Consider the following 18,279-nt stretch of genomic DNA (forward strand, 5'->3'; position numbering starts at 1 on the left):
GTCACGCCCGTCTCTCCTCCGGATCGGCGCCAGGCTTTCTTCGGTCCGCACCTGCCGCAGCCGCCACGACTGCCTCCTCCGCCATCGGTCTCCGCTCAGCCTGGAAGCGCGCGCGAAAGGCCTCGAAGGTCCCCGTCTCGATCGCCCGTCGGATCCCGGCCATGAGCTCGGCAAAATAGGCCAGATTGTGGAGCGTGTTCAGGCGCACGCCCAGCATCTCGTTGACGTTGAACAGGTGGTGGAGGTAGGCCCGGGAATAGCGGGCGCAGACGGTGCACCGGCAGGCCGGGTCAATCGGCTGCTCGTCGCGCGCGTACCGGGCTTGCTTGATCAGCACCCGGCCGAACGACGTGAAGAGCCACCCGGTCCGGCCGTGTCGGGTCGGGACCACGCAGTCGAAGAGGTCCAGGCCTCTGGCTACTCCCTCGACCAGATCCTCCGGCATCCCGACACCCATCAGGTACCGGGGCCGCTCCGCTGGTAGCTCCGGGACCGTCGCCTCCACGATGTGGTGGCGCACCGACGCCTCCTCCCCGACCGAGAGCCCGCCGATCGCATAGCCGTCGAATCCCAGCGAGACGAGGTCGCGGGCGGCCTGGACCCGCAAGTCAGGATCGGTTCCCCCCTGCACGATGCCGAACAGCGCCTGGTCGGTCCTTCGTCGAGCGTCTTGGCACCGCCGGGCCCAGGCGTTCGTTCGCAGCGTCGCGTCGCGGACCCGCTCGCGCGGGGCAGGCAGCGCCACGCACTCGTCGAAGGTCATGATGATGTCGGCGCCGAGCGCTTCCTGGATCTCGATAGCGCGTTCTGGGGTGATGTGGTGGGACGACCCGTCAATGTGCGACGAGAACGTCACCCCCTCGTCGGTGACCCGGCAGAGCTTTGCCAGACTGAATACCTGAAATCCACCACTGTCGGTCAAGATCGCCCCTGGCCAGCCGGTGAACGCGTGCAGCCCGCCCATCTGTGCCACCACCTCGTGGCCCGGACGGAGGTACAGATGATAGGCGTTGTTGAGGATCAGCCCGTACCCGAGCGCTTGGAGGTCGTCCGGGCCGATCCCCTTGACCGCGCCGAGCGACCCAACCGGTATGAAGCAAGGTGTCTCGATGGTCCCGCGGGTCGTCGTCAGCGCGCCGCGGCGCGCGCGGCCTCCCAGGTCGGTGCAGCGGACAGAAAATTCCACCATAGGGCCTTTTCCTCTCGACAGCCGGTTACATCCGGTCCGGGGCCGATACACCCAGAATCTCCAACGCGTTCCGCAGCACCTGCCGCACGGCCACCATGAGCGCCAGCCGCGCCGCGGTGATCTCGGTGGTCAGCAGCTCGCGATGACAGGCGCTCGCGGCCTCGGGATCACCGCCGAGCGGCTCCCCCTCCCAGTCCTCGCCCCCGACCACAGGCGGCAGGATCCGGTGGCGGTAATAGAAGGTATGAAGGAGGCTCGCCAGCTCCTGGAGATAGAAGGTCAGGCGGTGCGGCTCCAGGGCCGCCGCGCTGTTCTGCACCACCGAGGGATACTCCGAGAGCTTTCGGATGAGCGCCAGCTCGTCCGGATCCGTGAGCACTGTGAGCGCGGCCTCGCTCGGTTTGGGGACGCTCATGCCCCGGTCCTCAGCGACCCGGAAGAGGCTGGAAATCCGCGCGTGCGCGTACTGCACGTAGTAGACCGGGTTCTCCGCGGACCGCTGCTTGGCCAGCTCAAGATCGAAATCCAGATGGGTGTCCGCGCGCCGCATGAGAAAAAAGAACTTGCCCGCGTCCGCACCGACTTCTTCGATGACCTCGCGCAGCGTGACGAACTCGCCCGCCCGTTTCGACATCTCGGCCTTGCGGCCTTCCCGCAGCAGATTGACCATCTGGACCAGGACAACGCGCAGCCGGTCCTTCGGATAGCCGTAGGCCTGCACGACGGCCTGCATCCTGGGAATATAGCCGTGATGGTCCGCGCCCCAGACATCAATGAGCAGATCGAAGCCGCGGCGAAGCTTGTCCCGGTGATAGGCGATGTCAGAGGCCAGATAGGTGTAGTCGCCATCCTTTTTCCGCACGACCCGGTCCTTCTCGTCTCCGAACGCGGAAGATCTGAACCAGAGGGCGCCGTCCTGCTCGAACAGGCAACCTTTCTTCGCCAGCTCATCGAGCACCTGCTCGACCGCTCCGGAAGCGAGCAGGGACGCCTCGCTGAACCACGAGTCGAACTCGATCCCAAAGGCCCGTAGGTCCTCCCGGATGAGCGCGAGCAGCTCCTTGTACGCCAGGTCTCTGCAGGTAGCTTCTGCCTCTCCGGCTGGCAGGTCGAGGAGTGTGTCCCCCACGCGGTCGCGCAGGCGGGCGGCCAGCGCCTCGATGTACGCCCCCCGGTAGCCGTCTTCCGGAAACGGTGCGTCGCGGCCGTGCAGGTGGTGGTAGCGAGCCAGGACCGATTCTCCCAGCAGCTTCATCTGCCGGCCAGCGTCGTTGATGTAGTATTCACGAACGACCTCGTAGCCCGCGGCGTCGAGCAGATTAGCGATGGCCTGCCCGACGGCGGCGCCTCGCCCGTGCCCGACGTGCAGAGGGCCGGTGGGATTGGCGCTCACGTATTCCACCAACACCCGCCGGCCGGCCCCGAGGTCGCTCCGCCCGTAGCTCCTCCCCCGGGTCTCGATCTCCGTGAGCACCTGGAGCCATAGCTCCCGCCGAACGGTCATGTTCAGGAAGCCCGGGCGGGCGATCTCGACCCGCTCGAACAGCAGCTCCCGCTGCTCCAAGTTCGCCAGGATGATCTCCGCCACGTCCTGCGGGGAGCGCCGCTCGGACGCCGCCAGGCTCATGGCCACGGTCGTGGACAAGTCGCCCCATTCGGGGCGCTTGGGAGGATCGAGCGTCAGAGTAGCGGGGGGATCGGTCTGCAACAATCCCTTGTGCCTGGCCTGCTGAAGAGCATGCCGAATGGCCCCGAGGACCTTCTCTCGAACGATGTCCTGCGACACAGAACCTTTCTAACCCCGCTCCGACTCAGCAAAAAATAGCCAGTAACCATAGCACAGCTTACCAGGCATGACAAGAATCTCCCGTCCGTTCACAGGGCGCCGACGGTTTCGCGTCAAGGCCGAGCAGCCCCAGGCAGAGCGTGACGAGTTCGTCCGCCGGGATTGCCAGACAGGGCTTCTCCGAACAACGCGACACGCGGTCCCATGTCGCACACTGGCACGGAGATCCTCTCAAGACTCTCACGTAGGGACCTAGTGGCCTCCACCGGCCTGGGTCAGTCGGCCCGAAGAGCGCCACGGTCGGGATGCCGAGAGCCGCCGCGACGTGCGTCAGCCCTGAGTCGTGCCCGACGAATAAGCCGACCTGGGCCAGGACTCCTGCCAGGGTCACGAGATCCAACCCGCTTAGCGTCGGAACCGGCTCCGGCAGGCTTCCCAGGACCGCGCTGATCATCTCCGTGTCAGCCGGCCCAGCGATGAGTACCGGCCTCACGCCATCCTCTTGGAGGCGGACGACTACTCCAGCAAGGAGATCCGGACTCACGCACTTGTGCCGACTGCCGCTCCCGGGATGGACAGCCACCACGGGGCCGGCTTCACCCTGGAGCGTCGCCTGGAGCAGTGGCTGGGTCGCTGCGAGTATCCTCGCGGGAATCTCGAGTGTCCATCCCTTGGATGGGGTTGGGGCTAATGCGGCCACAGTTTCCAGGAACCGGTCTGCCTGGTGACCGCCCAGTTTGCCTCGTTGCGAAGGCGAGGAGGCGATCACGGTGGGTACCCCCAGGGCCTGCAGCGAGGCCGTTAACCTTCCCTCGCGATCCACTAGCCATGCAATCGCCACATCGCACCGGTGGAGCCAGTCACGGAGAGCAGCGCCCACCCGCTCTGGCCCCGCCAAGAGGTCGGCCAAACTCCCGCCCTCGATCGGCATGGTCACGTCCACCTCGTGGCAGGTTTGCAGTAGCCTCCCGACCTCGATGCCCGCGACGAGCGCAACCTGATGGCCAGCCAGCGCGCACCTGAGCGCCCGAATCGCCGGCACAGAGAGGATCACATCCCCGAGGCTGCCCGGATGAATGACGAGCATCGTGCGAGGCGATGGGTTCACGTGGACTCCTCGCGCGTCTGGCTCCGGCCGATCAGCTTTTTTACAAGCTCAAGGTCCGCCGGGGTATTTACATTCAGGAAGGAAAGGAGATCCCGGTCAAGTGCGACCAGCTCCTGCTCCGTAACGATTCGAACCCGGAGGCCCGGAGCGGAGGCAATCTGCTGAAGCTTGAGGTTCCGCGCCCTGGCCATTTGGTCTAACCAGGGCAGGCAGGCCTTCGAATAGACCGCGTGCATCGGCTGCAACCCTACGGCCAGCCTAGCCATGACGACATCTGCTTCCGGGGCCAAGCCCACCATCTTTGCGACCACTGTGCGGCTGAGGAAGGGGGCGTCGCAGCCGACCGCGAACACACGCTCGTGGGTGGCGCACGTCAGTCCCGTGTACAGTCCGCCGAGCGTGGCGCAATCCGGGATCAGATCGTAGACGACCCAGTAGCCCAGCTCGGTTAGCCTCGGCACGGGCTCGGCGGCGACGACGAGGATCTCCGGGAAGAGTCCTGCCAGGACGTCGTAGACTCGCTCAATGAGCGCCCGCCCGTCCAGCTCGATGAAGCGCTTGTCCACGCCCATCCGACGGCTCTTGCCGCCTGCGACCAGCACAGCGGTGACGCCTTCTATCCGAGGATGACCCTGTGCACTCATGATCTGCCGCCCTGCTCCGAAACAAAAAGAGGGGGTGGGATTTCCCCCACCCCCCCCTTTGCCCCCGGACCGCTCTGGAGAAGCCTTTTAGAACGTCTTGCCCTTCTGCTTGTTTGCCCGCCTCGTGAGAATCCAGCCCTCGATGATGACGATCCCCACGGCGATCAGCGTCGGGTAGATGTACGTCTCCTTCGGGATCGGTGGCTCCAGGATCGTGTAGTAGAAGGCGGACACCGCCATCTTGCGGCCCACATCCCCATTGTGCCCGTCCCAGGCGAAGAAGACGGTCGGGATGTATTTGCCCATCTCGAAGTAGGTGTCTTCCTCGTAGTCCCCCTTGAGCGGCCGCTGGATGATGACAGTCCACTGGCCGTTCTTCCATTCGGCCTTGAGGACCTTCATCTTCTCGGCGAAGTCCCGCTCCTCGAAGTCCTGGTCCCAGCCAGTCCCCTTGAAGGTGCGCAGGGAGCCGTCCGCTTCCCACTTCGTGATGTCCACAGGATACTTGTCGTCCCCCCAGAGATACCGAGGCTTCTCCGGCGGAGGCAGTTCCTGCCACTTGATCGGGAACTCGATCGCGATCGCGTCGTTGTAAACCGTGTACTTGTTCTGCATCGCCGCGATCGAGCCTTCTTCGCCGGTCTTGGGAGGCTGCTCCTCGATCCCGTAGGCGTCAAGGTTCACCTCTGTCGGCTGGAAGGGTAGCTCGCCTTCGTGGACGCTCTTCGAGCGGTCGTCCCACTGGAACATGAAAGCGATGTTTTCGTTGTTGTACACCGACCGTACCCAAATATCGTCAATCCGGTTGACGAAGTTCCTGGGCTTGTGCGTGATCTGCCCACCCATCGCGACGTAGCGCCTGATGGCGGTCTGCCAGATCTCACTGGCCGGATCGTCTGGAATCTCTCCTTCGATCGGCTTCGACCGAATGACGAAGTTGATCTTCGGCTTATCTGTCAAGGGATCGATCTCCAGCGGATTGCCATTCTGGTCACGCTCGCAGAGCGATTGGACGAAGTTCGCAATGTGCCACCGCTCCTCGATCGTCGTGTTATCGGCGAACGACGGCATCGGCGTCCCGTTTACGCCAGTGGAGAACGTCCGGAAGATGTTCCGCACGTTATAGGGATCCTGCCGGCTGCCCCTGAAGTTCCAGCACTTGTGCCAGTCCGCCGGCTGGATCGGGAAGCCCCAGTCATCCTTGAGGTTAAACGCGTTGCCGTCCCCTCGTCCCTCGAGGCCATGGCACTCGATACACTTCTTATCCACGATGAGCTGCTTGCCTTTTTCCAGGCTCTCCTTGTCAGGAGGGACCGGTTTGATGGAGTCGAGCTGCAGGACCGTGTAGGTCTCCGTCTGCTTGTCGTCGAACTTGCGATCCTTGACGAGCTGCGTCGTCACAAACGACAGAACCTGCAGCCGCTGCTCCTCCGTCAAGATCCCTTCCCACGAAGGCATGGCCGATCCGGGAAGCCCGTGGGTCACGGTCTCGAACAGGTCGTTTTGCCCCTTGATCGGCTTGGTCGCGTCGAAGAGCGGCAGCTCACCGCTCGCCGTGTGGCGGATCTTAAACGTGCCCTGGTTGAAGTTCCGCGGCCGCGGCCAGAGGCGATCTGCCGCTGGCCCGTCGCCCGCCCCATCTACCCCGTGGCACCAGACGCACTTGGTGAAGTAAACCCGTTTGCCGGCCTCGATCATTTCGGCAGACGGAGGCGCAGGCAGTTCCTTCTTGGCAAAGCCAGGCGGCAGCCCATCGCCTCCACCTTCCTGAGCGTAGGTCCAGACTGTATCGCTGCCGGAGATCAGTGCGATCCCGACGACAGCGACCAGCATCAGAACCAGTCGACTGATGAACCGAAGGTCCCTCATTGGTGTACCCCTTGCGGATAGATGTGGGATTAATCCCAGGTCCTCGGATAATAACCGGTGTGCCAGTACTCAAAGAGAATGACCTTCCAGATCTCGTCCGTGGTCAGGTGCTGCTCCCACGGAGGCATGACGGAGGCCCAGGGGAATCCTTCACGGGGAAGCCCGATGCCACCCTTGGCCACCCGCCAGAAGATGAAGGTCTCTTGAAGCTGGGCGATCGTCCCTGGGTCCGTGAAGTTCGCCGGGATCGGGTTGAACGCAAACGCGTGCAACCCCCGCCCGTTCAGGTTGTCGCCGTGGCAGAAGTGACAATTCTGGAAGAAAATCTCCCCGCCCTCACGAACGTACTTGATATAGCCCTGCGCGTTGGGGTTCCACGGGTTCGCCTCCGGCTTATCCTGCATCAGGCGCCCCATGCTCTGCTCGACGATGAGCTTCCGCGCATACTCCTCGTCGAACTTCCCTTCCAGATTCGCCCGGAACGGATTGTAGGCCGTCTGGAGCGTGTACAGCTTCCCGTGAACCTTGGTGCTCGCCGGGGGCGCCGGATGCACGGTCCTGAGCTCGATCGGCTCTTCGAGGTTCGGGAGGAACGAGTTGTAGGAGAAGCCCCAGAGGAGAATCGGAATCGCAATGAGATAGAAGGTCCGCAGCGCTTTGTGGAAGCCGGTCTTTGCGTCCAGGACATTGAGGATGGGCTGCTTGAAGGCTTTCCAGTCTTCCTCGCTGGCCGACATCCACATGAAGATCGCGACCATCGAAACGGTCCCGTAGATCGCACGGACGCTAAAGGGAATCGGAGGGTAGATCCGATACTTCAGGTACAGGACGATGAAGACCCAGAAGAGGATTCCCTGCCAAAAGCGAGGAATCTTCACGCCAGCGGTCTTCAACAGGTAGCTAGCCAAGGCGAAAATGCCCACGCAGACAGCAAGCTCGAAGAGCATCTGCATGGGCATGTAACCTTCTACAAGCTTGAGCGAGGTCGCCGGCAGCACACCGAACACCATCAGGCCCAGCGTGACCGCCACCACCCCGCCCAGTATGAGGGCGCCTACCAAATTCATATGCCTACTCCTCTAGTTCTAGGACATTTGCCCCGATGAAGTCGCGTCGCATCAGGAGATCTTCGGAGGCTCCTTGCCCTCCTGCAACTGCGAGAGATAATCAATGATCTTGTTGAGAGCCCCCGCACTCAGCTTCTGCCCAAAGACCTTCGGCATCACGTTGTCGGGGAACGGCTTGACAACATACGTGCTTGGGCTGACCACAGACTCCATGATGTACTCCCGCACCGACTTCGCGTTGCCTTTGTAATCGGGCGACTTGATCCGCAGCGGCGCATTCGTTCCCTCAACCAGCTTGGGCCCGACCGTGCCCATGGCGCCAGGGATGCCAGGAATCGTGTGGCAGACGACGCACTGGGCCTTGGCGAAGATCTGATCGACGGGCTCGGTTCCGTCCGCCAGCAACCCACCGCCGCCTCCGGCAGCGCCTTCCCTTTTCTCCTCTTGCTGCTTTGGCCGATCAGCCTCGGGGATGAACTTCTCGTACGCCTTGATGATCTCTTCGTAGGTCGGCGGCTCCTTGCCTTCCCGCACATAGAGCCAGGTGTCGACTGCAGCTAGCTCGCCGAGGGTCAACGAGATCGGCGGCTTGTGAATCGGCGGCATGGGGCTTTCGCGATCGTTGGAGCCCTTGACGCCAAAGCCAGCAACGACATAACAGCTCGGGCAGGAATGGGACTCCGCGATGTACTCCTGCCCCGTCTCCGCCGTCCCGGCCCCAGGGAACGCTTCCTTCTGGACCGTATCCCGCTCCTGCGGCTTTCCCTTGTGGTAGCGCGGATCCTCGAGCCGTTGCTTGGCCCGGTCTGGAATCCCAAACAGGTTCGGGGCCCGTTCGCTCAGGAAGCCCTCGTTAAAGCCATGGCAGAGGGGGCATTGCCCCTTGCCGATCGCGCCCTGGACTTTGCTCTGACCGATGCCACCGAAGATGATCTTCTCCCCTTCGTCCGCCAATTGCTGGGGGCTCATGGACGCAAAGTCAAGCTTCACCTCGGGCGGAGGAAACCCTCCTTCCACTTGAGGTAGCCAATTCCCGTAGCCCGAGAGCGCCGCCGCCACGAAGAACATGAACCCGCCGATCTTCAACAACGCACTGATGTTCGAGAAGTACAGAGCCATCATGAAGGTCAGCGCGGTGATCATGACGAGGGAGATCGGTAGGAGGCGGGAGTTACCAAAGAAGTTGAGCTTGTAGTTGGCAATGGCAATAAAGACCATCACGGTCGCGATCATGCCGATGAAGGTCTTGAATGAGGCCCGCTTTTTCTTCTCGGGATCTTTGATGCCGACTTGAAAATAGACCAGAAGGCAGGCCAGAAAGACCAGGACCGGCCAGCCCATGTCCAGTGCAGTCCCCAGTAACTCCGCCACGTGTGAACCCTCCTTAGGGCTGCGTCCACGGGGGCGCCCCCCGTGGACGCAGCATGCCGTGTTCCTATGAGACTTTGAGTGAGATCAGTGTCCGGTGACGGGCTGCGGAGCGGTACCAGGCACCGGCACCTTCGCTTCCACCGGCACCTTCTTCACACCGAGCGTCCCGAGCCAGAAAACGAACAGAATGCTCAACCAGAAGAAGAGCACGTTGAAGGAGATCATGTTCGCCGCAAACCCTACGGTGTGGGTGTACGCCCAGGGGGAGTTGTCGCGCATGATCTCGTTGACGTGCCAGAAGAGCCGCACCGACGAACGGATGTAGCCCATCAGCCCCATCATCCAGGTAAACGCCGTCGCCAGCATGATGAGGGCATACTGGGACCGGACAGAGATCTTCCCCCACTCGATGGGCCCGCTCTCCTTCGCGCCCTTCAACATCGTCAGGTTGAGCGCCGTCATGAAGAACAGACACGACAGGGTGCTCGCCACCTGGGGCACTGACAAGCCGATGCGCACGTTGGCCGGAATGTAGTAGCCGTAGATCGCCAGCCAGATGATGTTCACGTACGCAAGGAAGAAGAACACCCCCATGAAGATGTTCCCGAACTTGGCCCAGGACACGACGGGCACCTTGTTGCCGCGCTGGTACCAAATGAAGCTCAAGACAGTGGTCGTAATGATCACGTTGATGCCGCCGTTCTTGGCAGACATCACGCCGTAGTTTCCCAGCACCGGGTGCTGCTGGCCGCCCATCGCCTTCAGCTCGGCTGGTGTCATCACCATCGTGTGCGGCGTGATAAAGATGAGGAAGCCGCACACCAGGATGAACACCAGGTACTTGATGTAGCGCTGATACTTCTCGGCGCCACGCATCCGTCCCAGCGCCTGCCACAGGTAGTAGTTGGAACTGAGGAACAGGATGCCGATCATGGTCGCCTGGATGATGAACAGCCAGGCGAGCAGGCCCCCCATCAGCGTGATTCCCATCTGCTGCCGGTAGGCATACACTTCGCGCATCAGCCAGTACCCAGCAAACGGCAACGGAATCAGGAAGGCGACGCCAATCGCCATCGCGATGTAGCCCATCCAGTCATAATGCGCCCGCTCCTCATCTGTCTTGGCGGACAAGAACCGATAGGCCGCATAGGCCGCCACGACACCGCCGCCGAAGGCCATGTTCCCCAAGATGCGGTGCACGTTGAGTGGGTTCCAAAGCGCGGTGTGGATGACGTGCCAGATGTTCCCGAGATAGCGTCCCTGCTCATCCACGCCGGCCGGGGACATCATGAACCCGATCCAAGAATTGGCCAGGAACATCAAGACGGTTCCGATGACGTTCAGGATGACGGACATGCTCAAATGGAGCCACTTGAGCAGCCCCTCCTTCATCTTGTCCCAACCGTAATAGTAGATGTAAAGCGTGCCGCTCTCCGCCACAAACAGGAGGGCGTAGATGTGCATCACGGGCCGGAAGATGCTGGAGAGATATCCGAAGAACGCCGGGTACAGCGTGAGGAAGGTGAAGATCAGGATCCCACCGAGGATCGCGGTCAGGGAGTAAGCCGTGAGGCTGATCTTCACGAAGTCGTAGGCGAGCTGGTCGTACTTCTTGGCCATCGCCTTGTCTTTCGAGACGACCCCCATGAACTCGATGATCATGCAGAAGATGGGGACCGCGAGGACGAAGCTACCATAGTACAGGTGCTGCTGGTTGGCGAACCACAGCAGCACCCGGCTCTCAAAATTGTACCGGGGATAGTCCTTCGGGCTATCCGTCGTCTTCGGAGCCGGAGCACCGGAGACAATCCCTTCCGTCTTGTAGTAGACGTCACGGGCCTTTTCGACCTTTTTGTCTTTCTCGGCGTCAGCCGCCGCCCCGGCCTTCTGGGCAGCCACCTCGGGCGGAGGCCCACCAGCCGCCGGGCCACCCCCGCCGCCTGCAAGGGCCGGCAAAGCCACCAAGATCGGCAGCAGGAGGAGGCCAATCATTGCGCTCAACGCCATGATCGACAACAGCTTGTTACGAGTTAAACCGGCCATGGCTTACCTCCTTAAACGATCGCGATGCGGAAACCGTACCGCATGAAGTCCCCAAACCGTTCGCCCGCTCTTGTGCGAACGTCATTTATTTACGGAATAAGTACCAGTAGTCGAGCCCCTGCATGTCCATCAGGTAATGGTCCACAATGTGGAAATACCCAAGGGCGATCATCAGCGAGATTACGACTGCGATCACGGTGTTGTTCAGCAACTGGGTATTTTTACGAATCGCAAACAGGATGGCGACACCCCCGCCCATCAGGGCCATCCAGAATATCGGGTTCATCAAAATTTCCATCGTTCCCGCTCCCCCTTGATCAGAAGGATCAGAAGCTTGCGCGTCACAACCCTTGACAATTCACACTATCCCAGCTGGCCCCTCTCAGCAGGGACATTGAATGCCGGCGAACCAGTAGAAGAACCAGAGGCTGACCGCACAAGTGATATAGAAAATCATCTTGCCGATCTTGATCTTGAGCTCGTCGGACGAAGCTGCTTCAGCCATTGTCGCTCCTTCGAGTAAAATTGCGGCGGCCTCGGGGACCGCCAAGATCCTTGACAAGCAGCTAACTCTATGTTATTGCTCCCTCGTTAGCGCGGTCTTAATAGCGAGGGCACACGATGAGAACCAATTCAAAATTGTTCGACATTATAGTTTTGGCTGGGATGGTTGTCAACATAATTTTGGCTGTCTTTCTCATCCTCTATTACTTTGATTTTCTGTAGGTTTTGCCGCCTTCTCGGGTACTGCTGGCCCACCCCCTCCTTCCTCCGATTTGGCACACCGGAAACCGATGGTTTCGTCTCTGAAATCCGGAACCATTTTGCTTCGGCTGGTTATCCTGACGTCGGAGCCGGTACTCGTGTAGCCCCCTCCGCGTAACACCTTGAAAACCCCATGGTCCGGGCCTCGCGGATTGCGGACATTTTCTTCCCGATAGGCCTCCTCTGCGTACCAGTCCGCCACCCATTCCATCACGTTTCCAGCCCCGTCGGCGACGCCGAAGGGACTGAAGTCCAGCTTGAAGAATCCGGCCGGGGCGGTGGCTTCAAACCCATCTCTAGCCGACCCCCAGTTGGCTGCGAGTGGCTGTGGAACATTCCCCCAGGGCCAGAGCCTTCCGTCAACACCGCGCATCGCCTTTTCCCACTCCGCCTCGGTCGGTAAGCGCTTTCCCTTCCAACGACAATAGGCATCGGCGTCGTCCCAGGACACATAGACCACGGGCTGGTTCACGCCGCGCAGCCGGGCGAGATTCTTGGCGTAGCGCGAAGGCGGCCCCGGCTTGCGATGCCCCGTGGCCGCGACGAATTCCTGATAGGAGTGATTCATCACCTCGTAGCGATCAATCCAAAAGGCATCCAAATAGACGATCCGTTGCGGCTTCTCGTCGTACCCTCCGACGGATGTCCCCTGAATGAAGGATCCCGCCGGGATGTATACCATTTCCTCAGGAAGGGCACTCTCGGCGGAGGGGACCGACTCCGGAGGCTTGCCGGGAACCTCAACCGACATGGGATCTTCTGGGGGAGGCGACGTTCCGCGGAGAATACCCATGACCGGGAGGCTGGTCAGAAACAAGACGGTTAGGAGAAGCGCGACTTTGAATCTGGTTTCGAGCATGGGACAAGCCGGACCGCTCGCATGACTTGGCGGACGGAGTCCCTGCCACGCCCGCCGCTAACGCTGTGCGCGCTGAGCCCGGTCCTGTGCGGGCTCGGGGTCTTTGGCGCACCGGATCCCAATTGTGCTGTCCGTGCGCCACATCTTGGCCTGAAACCGCTTCGAGATGCGCGCGTTGCGAGGCGTCTCCCGCCAGGAGCCCCCGCGGATCACCTTGTGCTGGCCTTCCTCGGGCCCTTTCGGATCCCGAAACGGCGATTTCGCGTAGTAGTGTTCCTCGTAGGTATCCGCCACCCACTCAGCGACGTTCCCGGTCATGTCGTAGACCCCGTAGGGGCTTCTTCCTGACTCGAAGGAACCGGGAGGCGCGAGGTACTGCACGCCGTCCTCGTCGCCGTCCACGTTGGCGTTTCCCCTCCCGAAGTCATCACCCCAGGGATACCGTCGCCGCCCTTCGCCGCGCGCCGCTTTCTCCCACTCCGCCTCGGTCGGAAGCCGCTTGCCGGCCCACCGGCAGTAGGCCAGCGCGTCTGCCCACGATATGCCGATGGCTGGCAGCTCCGGTTTCAGGATCTTGGAGATGTCGTCCTCGAATACTGGGACGAAAGGCTTCCCACGCTTGGTCATCCGGACGAAGCGCTCGTAGTCCGCCTGGGTGACCTCCTTGAGGTCTATGTAATAGGTCGAGAGGTACACCTGATGCTCGGGCGTCTCGTCGGGGTCACCCTCGCTACTGCCCATGATGAACGGCCCTTCGGGGATCTCAACCATCTCCCGTCCATCGTCGCCCATGACGGTCTTGTACATCGAGTAGTCCCGTGGCGCGGCCGCGGCGACGGGCGTCTGCTCGGTCCGGATCGAGGCCGCGAGCTCGCGCTGCTTCTTCGCCTTGTAGGACTCGTACACTAGCCCGACGATCATGAGGATGAAGGACAGAAAGACGAACCCAATAGCTCCCCACAGCACAGCCCGATTTTCCATACTCCCTCGCGAGTGCAGGATCGGCAAGGCCTCCGGCCGCTCCTATTCAGACCCGCTACGACGGCGGCCGATTGTCTGGCGCCTTTTCCCGGCGACGCTCAGCCCACAGGTCCAGAAGGGACGAGAGCTGCACGCCCAGGAAGCCGCCCATCGCTGCCCCCGCGCCAGCCCCGACGGAGATCTTCTCGGTGCCGACCAGCGCCCAGGCCAGCAGGCCGCCCAGAACCGCACCGACCAGGATGCTGACGAGGAACCGCCGTCCTCCGAGGATCCCGACCACCGTGCCCAGCACCACGCCAATACCGATCGCCACAGGAAGCGCACCGCCGCCCATCAGCAGGCCGATCAGCGCTCCGACCGTGCCCATGACCGTGGCGCCGAGCATCATATCCATGAGCGTTCGCGTTGACATCAGCCGTTGCGGCGCGCCGGCCGGGCCTCGCGCCCGCCCCAACAGCCCCTCACGGCTTCGAGGCCGTGATCGGACCGAAATCCACCTCCACGCCTGGCCCCGCAAGCAAGGAGATCCCCCAGGCTTCGGGAGCCGGCTCGTGTCGGTGAATCCGTTTGAAGTCTTCATAGACGTTCACACGCTCTTCAACCCATTCCCCCGTCGGCTTCGCGCCGCTCTGGATCACGATTTCCGTGCCGCTGAACATCCCGCCTTCGACCATGGAGCCCTCGGCCTTGGTCGCGCTCCAGACGTACTTGGTGAAGACCGGGATGATGTACAGGTCAGTGTCGAGCGACACGTAGACCGCCGCAATGAGATCGGCGCCTGCGGGAGCCGACCGCAACCGCCACCGCCAGGTGAGGACCGGCAAGGCCTTGGGGTCCCAGGCGATGCGCTTGTACACCCGCTGATCGGCCTGTCTGGCCGCCAGGAAGGCGGTTTCCCCCTCCACCTGCACCTTGTACGACTCGCGAGCCCTGTTGTTGGTCTGAACCTTCCAGCCCACGGGAAATCCGTCACCGTCCTTCGCCCGGAAATCCTCGAGCACCAGCTGGCCTGCCGCCGGAGTGGCCAGGACGGGGGGCTGCGGAAGTACGACACAGGCCGCCGCGACTAGGACCCTCAGCCACAGGCGCCCCCATGACGGCCTTCCCTTGGTCATGAGGGCTGCGCCTCCCGCGATGCCGGCGACACAAACGCACACTCGTCGCTCGTCGCCTCACCTGCTGCCGGGACCGGCTGTCGCTCGCGGCCGCTGATCCAGAACAGCGCCAGCACCGCCAGCCAGAACACCACCATGTTGAGCGTCACCATCTTCGCCGCGAATCCCAGCGTGGGCGTGTGGGCCCAGGGCGACAGGTCCGGCATGATCTCGTTCACGTGCCAGGAGAGTCGGCCGGAGGACCGAATATACCCCATCAGGCCCATGACCCACGTGAAGGTCGCTGCCAGGCCGAACAGGGCGACCATGCCCCGCACCGGGATCTTCCCCCACTGGATGGGCCCGTGGAGTTTGGCCCCGCGCAGCATCGCGCGATTGATCAACAACCCGGCCACCAGCACGGTGAGGGTCGTCGCCGCCTGCGGCGTGGACAAGCCGACGCGCACGTAGGACGGCAGGTAGAAGCCGTAGATGGCGAGCCAAATGATGTTGGCGATGCCCGCGCCAAACAGGACCGCGAGCACCGCGTTGCCGACCGGCGCCCACGAGATCGTCAAGGTCCGGTTGGCCCGGCGGTACAGGATGTAGCTCAGCCCCGTCAGGCAGATCATGATGTTGATCGCCCCGTTCTTGGCGGACATGACGCCGTAGTTCCCGATGACGGGATGTTGGGCGCCACCCATGGCCTTGACCTCGGTCGGGGACATCACGATCGTGTGCGGGGTCAGCCAGACCATCAGGCACATGGTCAACGCAACGACCAGATACTTCAGGTACCGCTGGTACCGCTCGCCACCCTGGATTCGCCCCATGCTCTGCCAGATGTAGTAGTTGATCCCAAGGAACAGCACGCCGACCAGTAGTGCCTGGACGACGAACAGCCAGGTCAGCAGGCCGCCCATCATCGTGACGCCCATGCTCTGCCGGAAGGCGTAGACCGAGCGCATGAGCCAGTAGCCCGCGAAGGGCATCGGCAGCAGCGCGCAGACCGTGACGAACAGGAAGATGTAGCCGACCCAGTCGTAATAGGCCCGCTCCTTGTCCGTCTTGCTGGTCAGAAACCGGTATGAGGCGTAGGCCAGGACGACGGCGCCGCCGGACATGAGGTCCGCCAGGAACCGATGGACGTTGAGCGGATTCCACAAGGCCGAGTGGAGCAGATGCCAAGCGTTGCCGAGGTAGCGGCCCTGCTCGTCCACTCCGGCCGGTGCCATCATGAACGCCGCCCAGGCGTTGGCGAGCAGAAGCAGCACCGCGCCGAACGCGTTGGCCAGCACGCCGAGCGAGGCGTGGACCCACTTGAGCGCCGGCGAGACCATGCGCTCCCAACTGTAGTAGTACGCGATCAAGCAGAGCGATTCACCCAGGAACACCAGCGCATAGACTGGCATCATCGTCTTGAAGGTGCCGCCCATGTAACTCATGAAGCTGGGGTAGAGCGCGATGAACACCCCGAGCATGAAGCTGCCGACGACCGCAGTGACGGACAGCGCCAAGAGGGCGATCTTGAGGAAGTCCCTCGCCAGCCGATCGTAGCGGGAGGCCGCAGCTGGATCCCGCGCCAGCAATCCGATTAGCTCGATGATGACACAGAAGATCGGCAGCGCGAGCACGAACCCGCCGAAGTAGGTGTGCTGCTGCGTCACGAACCAGAGGAACACCCGATTGTCAAGCGAGCCGTAGCGAGGATAGACCAAACTGTCCGGCGCCGGCGCGGGCGGGCCGATCGGCACGCCAGGAGTCTTATAATAGATGTCCCGCCCGCCCGCCGCCGTGTTGGCCCTCAGGGGCTGCTCCGCCGTCGCTGCGGCCGCCAGCCCAGCCGCCGCCAGCCAGCTCAGCGCAAGGGTCCACAAGACAACCTGCACCCCTCGGTGTTGGTGCGACCAACCGTGCATCGGCGTCCTCAACCCCTCTGCCGCGCCTCGCCCACCGCCACCTCCGCCTCCTGAACGGAGACGCCGTTTGCCGCAGCACCGGCCACGGACTTGGACAGGATCCCCAGCACGAACGGACAGCGCAGCAACGAGGTCGGCACCATCTGTTGAATCCGGTTCTCCAGAAAGCGACGATGCCCGAGATAATAGCAGTCCAGGGCCATGAGCCCGCCCACCGTAGCGGCGATCACGCCTTGAACCACTCCATGGCCCTCCTCCAGGCGAAGCAGGAACGTCGCGCCGCCCGCCATGGCCAGATAATAGGTCGCCGCAAAGGCCAGGCCCGGCCACCACCAGAACCGGAAGAGCTCCGTCCAGCCCTCCGAGCACGACACAGCTCTCCAGCCGCCCGGACGCTGCTCACCTGCCAGATAGGCGCCAACCGCCAGGCTTCCTGCAACCAGGCTCACCAGGATCAACTGAGCCAGGTCGCTCTGTCCGACCTCGACGAGGCGAGCGGCCAGCGCGACGAGCCCGGCCCCGGCAGCAGAGACCACGGCCCACCAAAGCGCCGGCAGGGGCTGCTCCCGCAGCAACGCACGCAAGGCAGCCCCATCTGGAAAGGTCAGCACGGATTCGCCGCGCCGCTGTAGCCGACGGACGTAGCCGATTTCAAAGGCATCCCGCGCGACGGACGTCACGGCGATGAGGATCGCCATCATCGCGGGCCCGTCCGGGTGGCGCAAGAAATCATACTGGCCCACCAGCTTGAGCAAGGCCAGCACCATCAGAGAAAGCTGGACCCCGTACGCTAACCCAACCCAGCCGGCGAGCCAGCTCAGGCGTCGCCCCCCGTCCTCGGCCCAGATCGCCGCCCAGGGTGCACCGCAACCGACCCGGTAGGCCGCCAGCGCCGTCGCGGCGGACAACAAACCGCTCACCGCGAGGAGCACCCAGGGATCCGAGAGGGGAAGGACGTACTTGACGAGCCGGTAGACCGCAAACGCCACCAGCCCCGGAATCAGCATGACGAGCCGCTTCCTCTTCCGCACCGACTCTTCGGCCACCGCCAGCGTCAACTGCGGCAGGACCCTGAGCGTCAAGCGATGGAGCATCGTCACCCCTCCCCGCTTTTCGCGAACATCCCGAAGTACCGGGCCTTGACCTCTTCTACCAGCGCGACCGTCACGCGGGCTTCCCCGCGCTCGGCCGCCGTCCGCTCCAGCTCCAGCCTCGCCATGCTCCGGACCGGTCCCGGCACCCGCTCAAGCCGCCGCTCGGCTTCCGGATCCCAGACGACCGCGCCGCCGTGGCGGGCTTGCGCCAGCACTGTGAAGGTGATCACCCGATGCCCAGCCGACTGTGCGTACCGCTCGGCCTGGTCCTGAACCAATGGCGCCAAGTAGGGCGGCAGCCGATCGAGCACGTGCCGCGCGTCGTCGCTCCACAGCAGGCGGTCCACCAGAGCCACCGCCTCCCTGGCCGGGCCCTCCGCCCCCACCCGAAGGCCGCAGCCGCGACATTCGGAGCGGACCAGCCAGGTGTCGGCATCCACTTCCTCCACCCCCTGCGTATGCATCCAGCGGCCGCACCCGCAAGTCAAAA

Annotated in this window: 17 protein-coding genes; all 17 read right to left on the reverse strand. The window is 62.9% G+C overall.

Annotation, left to right across the window (positions count from 1 at the left end):
* Position 1: 1 nt before the first annotated feature.
* A complete protein-coding gene (gene tgt / locus ACWHYQ_RS17490) occupies positions 2 to 1,189 on the reverse strand; it encodes a tRNA guanosine(34) transglycosylase Tgt (protein ID WP_447973387.1) in 1,188 nt (395 codons plus the stop codon).
* Between the two features lie 25 nt (positions 1,190 to 1,214).
* On the reverse strand, positions 1,215 to 2,975 hold the full coding sequence (argS, locus tag ACWHYQ_RS17495) for an arginine--tRNA ligase (protein ID WP_447973388.1): 1,761 nt from the start codon (positions 2,973 to 2,975) through the stop codon (positions 1,215 to 1,217).
* Positions 2,976 to 3,033: 58 nt separating this feature from the next.
* A complete protein-coding gene (locus ACWHYQ_RS17500; RefSeq protein ID WP_447973389.1) occupies positions 3,034 to 4,083 on the reverse strand; it encodes a glycosyltransferase family 9 protein in 1,050 nt (349 codons plus the stop codon).
* A complete protein-coding gene (gene mobA, locus ACWHYQ_RS17505; RefSeq protein WP_447973390.1) occupies positions 4,080 to 4,727 on the reverse strand; it encodes a molybdenum cofactor guanylyltransferase in 648 nt (215 codons plus the stop codon). Before mobA ends, ACWHYQ_RS17500 begins: the two co-directional genes overlap by 4 nt.
* Before the next feature lie 87 nt (positions 4,728 to 4,814).
* Positions 4,815 to 6,596, reverse strand: coding sequence for a c-type cytochrome (locus ACWHYQ_RS17510; protein WP_447973391.1), 1,782 nt, complete (start codon positions 6,594 to 6,596; stop codon positions 4,815 to 4,817).
* A 29-nt stretch (positions 6,597 to 6,625) separates the two neighbouring features.
* Positions 6,626 to 7,663: a c-type cytochrome gene (locus ACWHYQ_RS17515; RefSeq protein WP_447973392.1), complete on the reverse strand. Its 1,038-nt coding sequence runs from the start codon at positions 7,661 to 7,663 to the stop codon at positions 6,626 to 6,628.
* A 51-nt stretch (positions 7,664 to 7,714) separates the two neighbouring features.
* Positions 7,715 to 9,034, reverse strand: a complete 1,320-nt coding sequence (locus ACWHYQ_RS17520; protein WP_447973393.1) for a nitric oxide reductase — start codon at positions 9,032 to 9,034, stop codon at positions 7,715 to 7,717.
* 84 nt (positions 9,035 to 9,118) lie between these two features.
* Complete coding sequence (locus ACWHYQ_RS17525) at positions 9,119 to 11,077, reverse strand: cytochrome ubiquinol oxidase subunit I (RefSeq protein ID WP_447973394.1); 1,959 nt, start codon at positions 11,075 to 11,077, stop codon at positions 9,119 to 9,121.
* Between the two features lie 85 nt (positions 11,078 to 11,162).
* Positions 11,163 to 11,375, reverse strand: coding sequence for a hypothetical protein (locus ACWHYQ_RS17530; protein WP_447973395.1), 213 nt, complete (start codon positions 11,373 to 11,375; stop codon positions 11,163 to 11,165).
* Positions 11,376 to 11,459: 84 nt separating this feature from the next.
* Complete coding sequence (locus tag ACWHYQ_RS17535) at positions 11,460 to 11,582, reverse strand: hypothetical protein (RefSeq protein WP_447973396.1); 123 nt, start codon at positions 11,580 to 11,582, stop codon at positions 11,460 to 11,462.
* A 192-nt stretch (positions 11,583 to 11,774) separates the two neighbouring features.
* Entirely contained in the window at positions 11,775 to 12,593 is an 819-nt protein-coding gene (locus ACWHYQ_RS17540) for a formylglycine-generating enzyme family protein (RefSeq protein ID WP_447973397.1), read from the reverse strand.
* 165 nt (positions 12,594 to 12,758) lie between these two features.
* Positions 12,759 to 13,682 carry a formylglycine-generating enzyme family protein gene (locus ACWHYQ_RS17545; protein WP_447973398.1) on the reverse strand — a complete coding sequence of 308 codons (924 nt, stop codon included), beginning with the start codon at positions 13,680 to 13,682 and terminating at the stop codon, positions 12,759 to 12,761.
* 55 nt (positions 13,683 to 13,737) lie between these two features.
* A complete protein-coding gene (locus ACWHYQ_RS17550) occupies positions 13,738 to 14,094 on the reverse strand; it encodes a hypothetical protein (RefSeq protein WP_447973399.1) in 357 nt (118 codons plus the stop codon).
* A 49-nt stretch (positions 14,095 to 14,143) separates the two neighbouring features.
* Entirely contained in the window at positions 14,144 to 14,683 is a 540-nt protein-coding gene (locus ACWHYQ_RS17555) for a DUF3047 domain-containing protein (protein ID WP_447973400.1), read from the reverse strand.
* A gap of 110 nt (positions 14,684 to 14,793) precedes the next feature.
* A complete protein-coding gene (locus tag ACWHYQ_RS17560) occupies positions 14,794 to 16,653 on the reverse strand; it encodes a cytochrome ubiquinol oxidase subunit I (RefSeq protein WP_447973401.1) in 1,860 nt (619 codons plus the stop codon).
* A 50-nt stretch (positions 16,654 to 16,703) separates the two neighbouring features.
* Positions 16,704 to 17,789 (reverse strand): hypothetical protein, encoded by a 1,086-nt coding sequence (locus ACWHYQ_RS17565; protein WP_447973402.1) that lies wholly within the window; start codon positions 17,787 to 17,789, stop codon positions 16,704 to 16,706.
* Between the two features lie 2 nt (positions 17,790 to 17,791).
* Positions 17,792 to 18,253: a PCP reductase family protein gene (locus ACWHYQ_RS17570; RefSeq protein ID WP_447973403.1), complete on the reverse strand. Its 462-nt coding sequence runs from the start codon at positions 18,251 to 18,253 to the stop codon at positions 17,792 to 17,794.
* Between the last annotated feature and the right edge of the window lie 26 nt (positions 18,254 to 18,279).

This window comes from Nitrospira sp. Kam-Ns4a (assembly GCF_965152595.1).

Bases quoted from the DNA above. Each gene is read 5' to 3' on its own strand.
- ACWHYQ_RS17545 (WP_447973398.1), bottom strand. From the start codon at position 13,682: ATGGAAAATCGGGCTGTGCTGTGGGGAGCTATTGGGTTCGTCTTTCTG.
- ACWHYQ_RS17565 (WP_447973402.1), bottom strand. From the start codon at position 17,789: ATGCTCCATCGCTTGACGCTCAGGGTCCTGCCGCAGTTGACGCTGGCG.
- ACWHYQ_RS17510 (WP_447973391.1), bottom strand. From the start codon at position 6,596: ATGAGGGACCTTCGGTTCATCAGTCGACTGGTTCTGATGCTGGTCGCT.
- mobA (WP_447973390.1), bottom strand. From the start codon at position 4,727: ATGAGTGCACAGGGTCATCCTCGGATAGAAGGCGTCACCGCTGTGCTG.
- ACWHYQ_RS17535 (WP_447973396.1), bottom strand. From the start codon at position 11,582: ATGGCTGAAGCAGCTTCGTCCGACGAGCTCAAGATCAAGATCGGCAAG.
- ACWHYQ_RS17530 (WP_447973395.1), bottom strand. From the start codon at position 11,375: ATGGAAATTTTGATGAACCCGATATTCTGGATGGCCCTGATGGGCGGG.
- ACWHYQ_RS17540 (WP_447973397.1), bottom strand. From the start codon at position 12,593: ATGTCGGTTGAGGTTCCCGGCAAGCCTCCGGAGTCGGTCCCCTCCGCC.
- tgt (WP_447973387.1), bottom strand. From the start codon at position 1,189: ATGGTGGAATTTTCTGTCCGCTGCACCGACCTGGGAGGCCGCGCGCGC.
- ACWHYQ_RS17515 (WP_447973392.1), bottom strand. From the start codon at position 7,663: ATGAATTTGGTAGGCGCCCTCATACTGGGCGGGGTGGTGGCGGTCACG.
- ACWHYQ_RS17525 (WP_447973394.1), bottom strand. From the start codon at position 11,077: ATGGCCGGTTTAACTCGTAACAAGCTGTTGTCGATCATGGCGTTGAGC.
- ACWHYQ_RS17570 (WP_447973403.1), bottom strand. From the start codon at position 18,253: ATGCATACGCAGGGGGTGGAGGAAGTGGATGCCGACACCTGGCTGGTC.
- ACWHYQ_RS17550 (WP_447973399.1), bottom strand. From the start codon at position 14,094: ATGTCAACGCGAACGCTCATGGATATGATGCTCGGCGCCACGGTCATG.